Origin of the sequence: Moorena sp. SIO4A1 (genome assembly GCF_010672065.1) — a bacterium.
Taxonomy (GTDB): Bacteria; Cyanobacteriota; Cyanobacteriia; order Cyanobacteriales; family Coleofasciculaceae; genus Moorena.
This window is the reverse complement of record NZ_JAAHHX010000001.1, coordinates 1-12,785: the sequence shown is the minus strand read 5'-3', so window position 1 is coordinate 12,785 and position 12,785 is coordinate 1. Positions and strand designations below refer to the sequence as shown.

Annotated in this window: 11 protein-coding genes and 2 pseudogenes; 6 read left to right on the top strand and 7 right to left on the bottom strand. The window is 43.5% G+C overall.

Going from position 1 to position 12,785, the window contains the following annotated elements:
* Nucleotides 1-103 precede the first annotated feature (103 nt).
* Nucleotides 104-1,132: a GTPase Era gene (gene era / locus F6K53_RS00065; RefSeq protein ID WP_293071616.1), complete on the top strand. Its 1,029-nt coding sequence runs from the start codon at nucleotides 104-106 to the stop codon at nucleotides 1,130-1,132.
* Between the two features lie 129 nt (nucleotides 1,133-1,261).
* Here era and F6K53_RS00060 read toward each other — a convergent pair whose 3' ends face one another.
* Together F6K53_RS00060 and gyrA are read right to left on the bottom strand one after the other, a co-directional pair.
* The gene (locus F6K53_RS00060; RefSeq protein ID WP_293071617.1) at nucleotides 1,262-1,828 is read right to left on the bottom strand and encodes a Uma2 family endonuclease; all 567 of its coding nucleotides are present in this window, start codon (nucleotides 1,826-1,828) and stop codon (nucleotides 1,262-1,264) included.
* Between the two features lie 109 nt (nucleotides 1,829-1,937).
* Complete coding sequence (gyrA, locus tag F6K53_RS00055) at nucleotides 1,938-4,553, bottom strand: DNA gyrase subunit A (RefSeq protein ID WP_293079529.1); 2,616 nt, start codon at nucleotides 4,551-4,553, stop codon at nucleotides 1,938-1,940.
* A gap of 341 nt (nucleotides 4,554-4,894) precedes the next feature.
* Here gyrA and F6K53_RS00050 point away from each other — a divergent pair, with 341 nt between their 5' ends.
* Nucleotides 4,895-5,035 (top strand): hypothetical protein, encoded by a 141-nt coding sequence (locus F6K53_RS00050; RefSeq protein ID WP_293024330.1) that lies wholly within the window; start codon nucleotides 4,895-4,897, stop codon nucleotides 5,033-5,035.
* Between the two features lie 76 nt (nucleotides 5,036-5,111).
* Nucleotides 5,112-6,038, top strand: a pseudogene (locus F6K53_RS00045) (histone deacetylase).
* 141 nt (nucleotides 6,039-6,179) lie between these two features.
* Here F6K53_RS00045 and F6K53_RS00040 read toward each other — a convergent pair.
* Entirely contained in the window at nucleotides 6,180-6,278 is a 99-nt protein-coding gene (locus F6K53_RS00040) for a cytochrome b6-f complex subunit PetL (protein WP_293024328.1), read from the bottom strand.
* A gap of 124 nt (nucleotides 6,279-6,402) precedes the next feature.
* Here F6K53_RS00040 and F6K53_RS00035 point away from each other — a divergent pair, with 124 nt between their 5' ends.
* Complete coding sequence (locus F6K53_RS00035; protein WP_293039589.1) at nucleotides 6,403-7,110, top strand: hypothetical protein; 708 nt, start codon at nucleotides 6,403-6,405, stop codon at nucleotides 7,108-7,110.
* Nucleotides 7,111-7,219: 109 nt separating this feature from the next.
* Here the strand turns inward: F6K53_RS00035 and F6K53_RS00030 are convergent, their stop codons facing one another.
* Nucleotides 7,220-8,107, bottom strand: coding sequence for a carbohydrate ABC transporter permease (locus F6K53_RS00030; RefSeq protein ID WP_293071619.1), 888 nt, complete (start codon nucleotides 8,105-8,107; stop codon nucleotides 7,220-7,222).
* Nucleotides 8,108-8,163: 56 nt separating this feature from the next.
* On the opposite strand from F6K53_RS00030, the gene F6K53_RS00025 reads away from it, so the two are divergent.
* Nucleotides 8,164-8,313 (top strand): hypothetical protein, encoded by a 150-nt coding sequence (locus tag F6K53_RS00025; RefSeq protein ID WP_293024322.1) that lies wholly within the window; start codon nucleotides 8,164-8,166, stop codon nucleotides 8,311-8,313.
* Nucleotides 8,314-8,611: 298 nt separating this feature from the next.
* Here the strand turns inward: F6K53_RS00025 and F6K53_RS00020 are convergent, their stop codons facing one another.
* From F6K53_RS00020 to F6K53_RS00010, 3 genes are all read right to left on the bottom strand, one after another.
* A complete protein-coding gene (locus F6K53_RS00020) occupies nucleotides 8,612-9,634 on the bottom strand; it encodes a sugar ABC transporter permease (RefSeq protein ID WP_293071620.1) in 1,023 nt (340 codons plus the stop codon).
* A 38-nt stretch (nucleotides 9,635-9,672) separates the two neighbouring features.
* The gene (locus tag F6K53_RS00015; protein ID WP_293071621.1) at nucleotides 9,673-9,918 is read right to left on the bottom strand and encodes a hypothetical protein; all 246 of its coding nucleotides are present in this window, start codon (nucleotides 9,916-9,918) and stop codon (nucleotides 9,673-9,675) included.
* An 880-nt stretch (nucleotides 9,919-10,798) separates the two neighbouring features.
* Nucleotides 10,799-12,145, bottom strand: coding sequence for an ABC transporter substrate-binding protein (locus F6K53_RS00010; RefSeq protein ID WP_293071622.1), 1,347 nt, complete (start codon nucleotides 12,143-12,145; stop codon nucleotides 10,799-10,801).
* A 389-nt stretch (nucleotides 12,146-12,534) separates the two neighbouring features.
* Between F6K53_RS00010 and F6K53_RS00005 the strand changes: the two are divergent.
* Nucleotides 12,535-12,785 (top strand): annotated as a pseudogene (locus F6K53_RS00005) (hypothetical protein); the annotation flags it as partial.

The following is a 12,785-nucleotide window of genomic DNA, read 5'->3' as shown; positions in this document are numbered from 1 at the left end:
TTAACCGGGGTGTTATCCCCTTTAACAACATACTCAACATAGTCCCTATGTATGTTGCTAACATAAATTTCATAATAAAACAATAAAAACTACGATTGGTTCAATGACTGACAATTCTAAAATCCAAGACGAACAAAACTCGGAAGAGGAGCCGACGGTAGACTCTTCCCAAGATAACCTAGAGGAAAAAGTTATCAAGCCATCAGTTCTAGAAACTATTCCGGTTGCTCCAGAGGGCTTTAAGTCTGGCTTTGTGGCGATTGTGGGACGCCCGAATGTGGGGAAATCCACACTGATGAATAAACTGGTAGGGCAAAAAATTGCCATCACTTCGCCAGTGGCTCAAACCACCCGAAATCGGCTGCGAGGTATCTTGACCACACCGGAAGCTCAATTGATTTTTGTGGATACGCCAGGGATTCACAAACCTCATCATCAGCTGGGTAAGGTATTGGTGAAAAATGCCCAAATAGCGATTGAGTTAGTGGATGTGGTGCTGTTGGTGGTGGATAGTACGGTGGAGGCGGGAGGAGGCGATCGCTTTATTGTTGATCTACTGAGCCATACCAAGACACCAGTAATTTTGGGTGTGAACAAATCAGATATACAACCTCGCCAGAGTAGGGGAGCATCAATCGATGCTAGTTATGCTAAACTAGCTACTGCTCAAGGCTGGGAAGTCGTCAAATTTTCTGCCCTGACAGCTGATCGCTTAGACCTATTGCAGCAGAAATTAATTGAGCGCTTAGAACCAGGACCATATTATTATCCCCCTGACTTCGTAACCGACCAGCCAGAACGGTTTATCATGGGGGAATTGATTCGAGAGCAAATCTTACTCCTAACTCGTGAGGAAGTCCCCCACTCGGTTGCTATTACTATTGATTTAGTGGAGGAACAACCAAAAATCACCCGTATTTTTGCTACGATCAATGTAGAGAGAGACTCCCAAAAAGGTATTTTGATTGGGAAAAAGGGTACTATGCTCAAACAAATTGGTACTGCTGCTCGTCAACAACTTCAAAAGTTAGTTGCTGGTCAAGTTTACCTGGAATTGTTTGTGAAAGTAAAACCGAAATGGCGACAATCTCGCTTACGGTTATTAGAGTTGGGATATCGGGTGGAGAAGTAATAGTAAGTACGCTATATCTATAGCATTTTTATTTGATATGTAAACCTAGGATTAATATAAAAAGAGGACAGGTAACAGGATATTTTTAAATACCAATTAACCATTACTACTTCATCCTTAACAATTATTCTAAACGGCAAATACTTGTTCAACTGTCAAAGCTAACTCGGTAAATGTTTGTGATTCAATTTTTTGATTTCCTGTAAATTCTGTCAGATCATAAAACCCATCAACTAAACGCAAAACCGAAACCTTAGACTTAATTGGATCAACAATCCAATACTCAGGCACTTCCCGCACTGCGTATTCAGAACGCTTGTAGCGGTAATCATCTTGAGGATTACCTGCACTGACAATTTCTACTGCTAGTAGTGGTGCTGATTCCAGCACCGCTGATGACATGGAACGGATAGCTTGCCGCTGATTTTCTGAGATAATGACTAAATCAGGAATTCTAGATTTATTCTCAGCTGTGCGAACCCCAAGATTACCAGGCATAACAACCCAATCTAAACTAACCCTGTCAATTTCTCTATCAAATTCCTTGAATAGAAAAAGCATAATCAGGGCATGTAGTCCACTAGCAGGTGGCATAGCAACAAGCTCTCCATTAACAAGCTCATACTTGTAGTCAGTGTCATCATGGTAGGAAATATAGTCTTCAAATGTGTAAAACTTTTTGGCAGTTTGAATCATTTGAGTTGCCTCCTAGAAAACCGGTTTATTAGTGTAGTTAAGGTGGGTTTTGTAGACGGTTGACGGTTAACCGTCTACAAAAACCTATTGTAGGTTTATTTCTAGTGGCCTATTTATATTGATCTACTGACTCTTGCTGCTCTTCGGTTTCTGGCTCTTCGATTTCCGGCTCTTCGATTTCCTGCTCTTGATCAGAGATAGGTACTAAAGCAACCGCTGCGATCGCATCTTCATCATCTAACTTTTGCACTCTGACCCCAGTTGCCATGCGAGATTGGGGAGAAATAGCATCAACAGCTTGACGAATGATAATCCCTCGACTAGTGACTATCATCAATTCATCCCCTTCATTAACTACCTGTAGGGCTGCCAGTTGGTCTTTCGGTAAACGGAATTTGGTTGAGCGAACTCCCATACCAGCACGGTTTTGTAGCCGGAATTGGGATACGGGTACCCGCTTACCATAGCCTCCCATAGTGACAATTAATACCCAAGGACCCTGAGCCGCTGTTTCCACCATCTCAGAATCACTAAGGTCTTCTGTCTCTTCCTCTGAATCCTCAGTAGCAGCTAGACTAGCGATGATTTGACCGGACAAAATATCCATACCGATTAATTCATCATCACCCTTGAGTTTCATAGCCTTAACTCCTCTGGTCGCACGACCGAGGGGGCGGAGTTGATCATTGTCACACTTGAAGTGAATTGCCATGCCATGACGAGACCCAATTATGATGCTGTCTTCTTGCCTAGCACGAAGTACCCACCGCAACTGGTCTCCTTCCCCGAGGGAAATAGCAATTAATCCATTTGCCCGAATTTTGCTGAAAGCATCTAGAGCAGTTTTCTTGATGTAACCCTTATGGGTTAGCATGACTAGATATTCATCATCTGTAAATTCAGATACCGGTACAATAGAAGTAATTTTTTCTTCGTGGGGAATGGGTAACATCTGCACAATCGGTACCCCCCTGGCGGTGCGAGATGCAGCCGGGATTTGGTAGGCACGGAGAGAGTACACTACACCGCGATCGCTAAAAAATAAAATGCTATCGTGGTCGCAGCAAGTGAAGAAATGCTCTACCTCATCATCATCTTTAATTCTGGCAGCAGCTTTCCCACGAGTTGCCCGAGCTTGAGCTCTAAACTCATCCACAGGCATGCGTTTGATATACCCTTGCTCAGTCAGCAGAATCACAGCTTTTTCATTAGCAATCAGGTCAGTATCATCTAGTTCCCCTTCAACCTGTTGAATTTGTGTGCGGCGTGGTGTGGCAAAGCTCTGTTTCAGTTGCTGGGCTTCAGTTTCAATAATCTCCAGGATGCGACTTCGGCGAGCTAGGATATCCCGTAAATCCGCAATCCGAACTTGTAATTCCTCATGCTCAGCTTGAATCTTTTGGGCTTCCAAAGCAGTCAAACGGCGCAGCTGCATTTGCAAAATAGCATCGGCTTGGGCTTCAGATAGACTAAATTCTGTCACTAATTGTCCTCGTGCTGTAGTCGTATCCGCCGCCCCCCGAATCACCGCAATCACAGCATCTAAGCTATCTAGGGCAATTAGTAACCCTTGCAGTAAATGATCCCGTTCCTCAGCTTTGCGCAATTGATATTGAGTCCGTCGGGTAATGGTTTCAATGCGGAAATCCAGGAAAACGTTTAAGAACTGCTTTATGGTCAGCAACTGGGGTTCATTGCCCACCAGGGCTAGCATATTTGCTCCAAAATTGGTTTGGAGGGGGGTTTGCTTGTAGAGATTATTCAGGACAACTTTGGGATAAGCATCGCGCTTTAGTTCGATTACGATGCGCATGCCATTGCGATCGCTTTCATCCCGAATATCGGAAATGCCATCAATACGCTTATCATTAACCAATTCAGCAATCTTTTCGATTAAACTTGCCTTATTGGTTTGGTAAGGTAGCTCAGTAATAATAATGGCTTCCTTGTCTGGACGACCTCGTTGCCCAATCGTTTCAATTTCTGCCACACCTCGCATGGTGATAGAACCCCTACCACTGGTGTAAGCATCTTTAATACCCGATGTTCCTAAAATCTGTGCCCCAGTGGGGAAATCTGGACCAGGGATATACCGCCTTAACTCCTTATCAGTGATTTCGGGATTATGGATCAGGCCGACTAAGCCATCCACCAACTCTCCCAGGTTATGAGGGGGGATATTGGTTGCCATACCCACAGCAATCCCCGATGAGCCGTTGAGCAGTAATTGGGGAATCCGTGCTGGTAAGACAGTCGGTTCTTGCTGGGAACCGTCAAAGTTATCAACAAAGTCTACAGTTTCTGACTCAATGTCCCGAAGTAGGGCATTGGTAGCGATCGCTTGCAAGCGGCACTCTGTGTAACGCATTGCCGCTGGGGGGTCGTTGTCTACTGAGCCAAAATTTCCATGACCATTAATCAGAGGCGATCGCATGGAGAAATCCTGAGCCATGCGCACCAAAGCGTCATAAACAGCAGTATCCCCATGGGGATGATACTTACCCAACACTTCCCCTACCACACGAGCGCATTTGCGGAACGGACGGTCTGGGCTTAAGCCCAGCTCATGCATCGCATAGAGAATCCGTCGGTGTACTGGCTTGAGCCCATCCCTGGCATCTGGTAATGCCCGACCTACAATAACGCTCATGGCGTATTCTAAATAAGACCGGGACATTTCGTTCCGCAAATTTGTCGGGACAATGCGTTCTTGGGATGTACTCATAGTTGGACAAACTCCCTTATTATCGAGGATTTTGCTAAATAAATCGGTTAAAATCTCTCAAAAGAGGCTTTTAACACCTTTTTTTTCCAAATTTGGCTGGTTATTTTTAAATTTTAACACAAAATCTCGACTATAGCCGGTAACAGAACCACGGGCAAGGCTTAGACAATGAGCAGATTCGCGCTTCTTGTGCAAAAATTATGGGAAAAAGACAGAAAATTTCCTAGGGCAGCTTAGGAATTTCACCTCTTCTTGCTCATGTTGACTGGCGGTTTATGCCACCAGGTTGTTTTCCTCCCCTGACTAAACCTCAGAGGTTCCCAACAACTAAGGAGTTTTTGATGAAACTATCCTATGTTTTGATCGGCTTAGCTATTTTTGCCATCGTTTTGAGACCAGATTTAATCCCTATCAGCCTCGCTCTAGCTCTGATCGCCTTTGGTGTCGTGTTTGGTCTGTTTAGGGATCACCTGATGAAGTAATCGGTAAGGTTAATCTATTCACAAGTACCTTGATCTAAAGCGTTTTTCCATCATTTTGGCTGAATCGTGCTATAATATGTTTCCTGTCATTTACTCCGATGAGTTTCTTGAACACGATAACGGTCGGTTTCACCCAGAACGACCAGAACGTTTAACTGCGATTGTTGATGCTATCAAAGCTGCACCTTGGGCTGACCAAATTAAGTGGCAGTTACCGACAGCGGTAGAAACTCGTCGAGTGATGCCTCTAGTACAACAAATTCATAGCCAGCGCTACATTGAGACAGTTTAAGAAATCGCTAGGAGTAATGGTGGCAGGTTAGATGCGGACACAGGGATATCCCCCCGCAGTTACGATGTTGCCCTACTCGCCGTTAGTGCTTGGCTAGATGCGGTAGATCAAGTCCTCACTACCAATAATTCAGCCTTTGTTCTAGCCCGTCCCCCTGGTCATCATGCTGAACGTCAGAGAGGGATGGGGTTTTGCTTATTTTCCAATGCTGCGATCGCAGCTTACTACGCCTTAGAGCAATCGGGAGTCGAACGGGTTGCCATCCTAGACTGGGATGTCCATCACGGCAATGGTACTCAAGATGTTGTGGAACGAGATGCTCGCATTGCCTACATCTCCCTTCATCAATCCCCTTGCTATCCTGGTACAGGCCAAGCCAGTGAACAGGGGTTTCACAATAATGTCCTTAATCTTCCCATGGCACCAGGCAGCACGTTAGCAGATTACCAGCCGATGTTTGAACAGAAAGTGATGCCCTTTTTAACCAAATTTCAGCCAGATTTATTGATTGTCAGTGCTGGTTATGATGCTAATGCCGCCGATCCCTTGGCAAATATTGCCTTGCAGCCAGATGATTATGGGCTATTTACCAAGTATTGTCTGCAACTAACTCGTCGGATTGTTTTTGGTTTAGAGGGGGGGTACGAACTCAGTGCTCTAGCTCAGTCGGTGGTAGCAACAATTAAACCTTGTTTGGCCAAGGAGAGTTGATCTGGCTAAGTATAGATAGCTATAAGTATAGCTGGTTAATTATAGCTGGTTAACTATAGCGCTACAGTAGGCGGCTATACTCAAAACAATTAAATGTTTAAATCCGCCATACTGCCTTAATTGTTTTGGAAACAACAGTAGTTAGATCAACTTAACTGCTCTAAGTCCAAAAAATAGAGTCAGAGCCACAACAGTGGCAGCAGCTAGAATTCCAAAGTAAGCGATTGCTGCAGATATCATATTATTCTCCCAAAAATTGACTAGTGTAATAATATTACATAATTTTACCTCATATTGAGTCTTATTCCTCAGAGCAATAGTCAACCGTCAATAGTCAACCGTCAGCTGTCAACGGTGAACAATCATGGACGACAAGAAATTTTTTCGTTTTGTGTGGCGCTTTAATGCTATTGTTATTATGGCTACTGGATTGCTAGCAATAGCGGTTTTGGCTTTTGCTGCTATCGAGATAGTCAAAAGCACTACGAGAGAGCGGCAGCGGATTAACATTGTTAATGTCGATGACGATAGCTCAAGGTCTCAAGAGTGGGAGCTGGGTAATCTCAGGGAAGTTGATGGCACAACCTATCTAATGGTGCCGCTTTACTCAGACCAATCTTATACCCAATCCTATTATAGCAAATCGACACGCTCAACTAGAAACTATTTGTTTTTGGATAGTGAAACAGGTAAAAGCAAATGGCTATTTGCTAAGAATGACTATTTAATTGCTAGCGATAGCTTCATTTCAGAAACTAATGATAGAGCTAATAACAGGGTTGAATCTAAACCAGTTATAGCCGTTTTATACAACCTTATTAAACAAGATACCAATGGTGATGGAAGATTAACAAACAATGATAGTATAACAATAGCATTTACACATCCCAATGGTAATGAATATCAGGAAGTAGTAAGTGGAGTAGATAGATTTTTGGGTTACAAGGTCAAACACGCAAATAGCCTATTAATTTTGTACCAGCGGGATGGTATTGCCTATTCAGCAAAGGTTTCTTTAGATAATTTCGCTCTCTCCAATGAAACAGAATTACCTAAAGTAGGTCAGCCCTGAATCTCACCCTCGATAAACTGAATCCTACTCCCTACTCCCTACTCCCTACTCCCGCGCAACCCAGGACGAAAGTACTTCTGGTAATTAAAAACTGCTATAGATAAGAGTTTCAACCCTTAACCGAACCGGCTAAAATCCCCCGCACAAAGTACCGCTGTAGAACAAAAAACACAATCAGTGGTACAATCATTGTGATAAATGCACCAGAGGTAAGAAGATGCCACTGCTGCCCACGATAACCTACTATATTTGTTAATCGGATCGTTAACGGGGCAACGTCTGGTGTAACTCCGAGATAGACTAAAGCAACTAGCAAGTCATTCCAGACCCAGAGAAATTGAAACACGGCAAATGATGCGATCGCAGGCATGGATAGAGGCACAATCAGCTGGGTAACTATGGTTAGATGAGACGCACCATCCACTGCTGCTGCTTCGATTAACTCCTGAGGCAAACTAGCAATATAATTACGCAATAAATAAATTCCTAAGGGCAAACCATAGCCTGTGTGGGCTAACCAAATACCTAATAATGTACCGGAAAGTCCTAGATATCCGTAGACTCGCAATACCGGAATCAGAGTCATCTGTAACGGGACTACCAGCAAGCCAACTACTACCATAAACAGGACTTGGCGACCAGGAAATTTCATCCAAGCAAACCCATAGGCAGCAACAGTAGCGATCGCAATCGGAATAACTGTAGCGGGAATCGAGATAGCCAGACTATTGAAAAATGCCTGTCCCATCCCTTCGGAGGTAATCACATCAATATAGTTACCCAGGTGGTATTGGGTGAAATTGAAGGGGTGTTGGAAGACTGACCACCAACCGGTTTTGAGCACATCATCTCGGTAGCGTAGGGAACTAATGAACAAGCCAACAGTGGGTAGAGTCCAGATCAAAGAGATGATAATCAGGGTCAGATGAATCGGGATTTTCCAGAAGAATTGCTGTAGGTGTTGGGATTTTGCTACAAAGAACGGTTTTGGTGCCATAGCTGGGTTAAAGTCATGTCTGGAATTAGTCTATTTTTTGCCAAGATAAGCGCTTTGTGCAACCAATCCCACAACAGCAGTCGTTAAACAAGTGGGCAAAACAACTGGGCAAAACAACTGGGCAAAACAACTGGGCAAGATGCGTTCGCGAAGCGGCTCCAAAGGAGCATCGCATCACCCCAAGCCTTATAGAATTTCAACCATAGCTAGAACAGTTGCTTAACTCGGTGACGCCATCAGAATCAAATTTTAACTTTAATCTGAATACTATAACATTTCTAAATCAATTAGAAATAATAAATAATAATTACCGTTTTTGACCTTAACCAAAATCCTTCTATGTCTTGATGCAGTCGCGAATGGGGGAAATCCCCTTTGGCCTCACTGGCTCACCTGTTCCCTTGCTGCATCGCTACTTGATTAACTCTTGCCTCTTGCCTCTTCCCTCTTGCCTTTCCCAAGCGGGAGTATGTTCACAATTCAAATAATAATTATATATTACTATTAACGGCTGTTCTCCTGCTCTCGAAACCGACGGATATTGCTAATCATAACCGGAATAATAACTAGTAATAAAATAACTGCGATCGCACTACCTCGTCCAAAGTTCCGATAATTGAACATTTCCTTAATCATACGAGACGCAATCACTTCCGTATTTTGATTACCACCGGTCATCACCCAGACAATATCAAAGACTTTCAGCACCGCTATTACTACAGTAGTCACAACCACAGCAATAGTCCCTCGTATCATCGGAATAGTAATTGTCCAGAAGATTTGCCACTCACTAGCTCCATCTATCCGTGCAGCTTCGATAATATCTTTGGGGATACCTTTGATGGCAGCAGAGAGCAAAATCAAGCAAAACCCTGTCTGCAACCAAATCATAATCACAATCAGAGCATAATTATTAATCGAGCGCTCCACTAACCAACCTACAGGCTCAAATCGTAAACTGGTAATAATGCCATTGAGTAAGCCAATTTGTTCTGAGCCAGCTGGACGAAAAGCATAGATAAATCGCCAAATCACGCTAGCCCCCACAAAGGAAATTGCCATTGGCATAAAGATTATAGACTTGGCTACGGGTTCATAGCGTACCCGATCCACCAGCACCGCAATAATTAAACCCAATGCTACACTAAACCCTGTTACCAATACCAACCAAAGGACATTGTTACGAAAAGCGATTAGCATAGTAGGGTTGGTAAAGGCAAAGATGTAATTGTCCAGTCCCACAAAATTTTGCGATCGCTTATCCAAGAAGCTGATATAGATAGTATTGAGGGTCGGCAGAATCAGGTAAGCGGTTAGTAATGCTAAAGCAGGGGCTAAGTATACCCAAGCCACAAAATGCGTTCGCGTAGCGTGACCGTTCGCGTAGCTTGGCCTTTTGGCCAAGGTCAATCGCGTTTTATTGGGTAGCTGATTTACCAAGCCATTCATGCCATATAATAAAGCTATCACCCCACCACAGCCTATGACAACGGCGAGAATGAAAGTAACTATTTTGAGCAATACCATCCTTCATTGCCTCATCACTTCATCACCTGATCACCTTATCACTTGATCACCTCATATAAATCTCTCACCGAATCCCGTTTATTGCCATGCTCTAAATTATAAAATTTATAATTTTTTTGCCACAGTTCCAGTTCATAGATAGATATTGATTTAGCGATAATGTCAGTGCTCCTTGCACGATCACCTACTTGTGGATCGGTTGTAAATACTCCACAATGAATTTGGTTAGTTGATATATTCCAATAATGTCTCAATTTGTATTTCCAATCAATGACTTGTTCCACTACCTTATTTCTATGCTTATTTCTTCTAGTTCTTTCGTGCTTTCCTGTCGCTTCAGTATCAATATATTTAGTTTAAATTAAAAATATTTTTTTGTTTTTACTAAGATAAACAAAATCTACTTTACCTAAATTTGTATAGTCTTGGATTAGGGCCTTTTCAAACAGGATGAGCTGACTACAGGTTGGAAATAATGAGTTGATATTGAAAAATAGATATGCCTGTAATAGCAGTTCCTGATCATAGGTAAAACCAATAACCCCTATAAAAAAACGTCTCATATCTTCTTCACTTTGTGGCTGTTAACCTTGGCAATAGGAAACAAATTTATCAATCTGACTAGTATCCATAGCTTATTTCTTATTTAAACTTGAGTTTGGCCTAAAGGGGGAATCCTAAACTTACGGTGTTGCTCAATTATGGAAGATCCAAAGGTAATCGGTAACTGATCCAACTATACTTGAGTACCCAAATCCTATTCAGCAAAGCCAAATTTATAGTAGTCACTGACATCCTACTATATCCTGCCTGCTTACACCCCAAGGGATTGCCGTTACAGCGGAGCGAAGCGCAAGTGCTGATATTGTACTCAGATATTTAATCGTAATTAATGCCTAAACGGCACTATTGTCCCTTTCGCTAAATGGTGGCGAATAACTGACTTAATTTGATTTCAGTATCTTATATCATGTCAGGATAATTACCCTTAATAAAAATATCCCCCATCTGGCCACACTTCCCGCGCCCGGACCCCTTAATTATGGGTATTCAACCAGACTTGATATTATAGTTACCGATTTGGCAATTGTGCTAAAGTAACATTAGAAGGCGATTTTAAATAAATATTTTTTTTTACAATGACTAATCCCTAATTCCTCATACTTAATCTGGCCAACTGTCCTCAATAGTTTTCAGAACTGTATCCACATCTGTCCCACCAATATAATCAACAATGCCACTCCAGAATGTCCCGGTACCCACGGCTCCTGGCATCATATCCGAACCATCGAAGCGCACCATATCCGCATTGGCTAAGATTTCCGCTTGACGTTTAACAATGTCATTGGGGTAAGCATCCAAACTAACCTGTTTATGGGGTGAGACATAATCTCCCTGACTTGCCCAGATAGTATGGGCTTGGGCAGTTGATAAATACTCCATCAACTTCCGTGCTTCTGGAGTATCCTTAAACATAGCAGTCACAATACCAGACACTAACACTGGCACTCCCAATTCCTGTTTAATACCCGGTAACAGAAAGATACTCACATCCTTATCTAGCGCTACATCTTTAGGTAAGAAGCTAGTGATAAAGCTAGCTTGGCGATGCAGATAGCAACCTGGGGGGTTATCAAATAACGGTGCAGTTGCGTCACCAAAGGGAGTGCTAATAATACCAACAGTGCCACCAAACACATACTTAGGATTAAGGGCAATGTTGCCAAACTGCTCAAAAGCATTCTTAACCGCTGGGTGATTAAAGGGAATCTTGTGAGCAACCCACTGGTCATACACTTCCCCACCAACCGTGCGCAACATAATATCCTCAATCCAGTCGGTACCAACCCATCCTGTAGCCGCACCGCTTTCTATTCCGATGCACCAAGGGACACCGCCATCTGCCACAATCTGATCGGACAGTGCCATCATTTCATTCCAGGTGGTAGGGATTTTGTAACCAGCTGCCTTAAACGCAGCTCGATTGTACCAAACTAAGCTTTTGACCGCCGCCCTAATCCACACCCCGTATACTTTACTATCGACAGTTGCCAAATCTAGCCAGTTTTGAGAATAAGCAGCAGATAACTGAGATTTGTCCATGAAGGTATCTACAGGTACCAGTTCACCTTCCCTAGCAAAGTCAGCCATCAAACCCGGTTGAGGGAACATGGCAAGATCGGGAGCATTTCCAGATTCCACCAACACAGGTAGGAGGGTGGCGAAATCACTACTGGCTTCATACACCACCTTGATACCCGTTTCTTTAGTGAAGGGTTCTAGTATCTGTTCCATGATTTGCTCCCCTTCCCCTGTCATTACTCCCAGGATAGTAACCGTATTGCTTTTAGGGTCTCCACCCTTGGGGGCACAGGCGACTAAAACTAAAGATAAACCTAGAAATACAGTAGGAAATACCGTGTTAGGAGCCGGTTTAGTTCTAAATTTCGCAAAAAATTCTCCTATATGCTCGATAAAACCTATCTTGATCCATAATTTGGGTCTGAACATCTTTCAATTATGAGCCTTAGCAAATAATGACACTCATACTGTGAGTACAATTCCGTTCTAAGATAACCCCACTCAATGACTTGAGCAACAACTTAGGGAGGGGAAGCTTGAGAAATCAGAATACACAGATGAAAGACTCTATGTTTGAAAGGCAGGCTTGATCAACGTAACCCTTCAGCCTACTAGGTGGTGTGTTACGGGACCGACTGTCCCAACACTAGCTACCGATAAAATGAGGGCGAGCCTTTTGGTGGTGCGTTACGGGGCGGGCTGTCGCAACACTGGCGCTCGAGGTTGAAGATGAGGGCAAGCCCGCCCCTAATATCAAGTCTGGTTGAATACCCATAATTAAGGGGCCCGGGCGCGGGGAGGGTGGGAAGTGTGGGGAGATGGGGAGATGGGGAGATGGGGAGATGGGGAGATGGGAAGATGGGGAGATGGGGAGATGGGAACCCACCCCTAACCCCTCCCAGGAGGGGAATATGGGGAGATGGGGGAAATTTTTATTAAGGGTAAATCGGGTAAGTCAGCGGGATTGCTCCCGCTTCGTCCCCAAAGCACCGTGCGAACAAGTCTCCAAGTACACGGCGCAACCAATTCCAAAAGAACTCACTTATCATTGCTACTTCTTTTCCTTGAC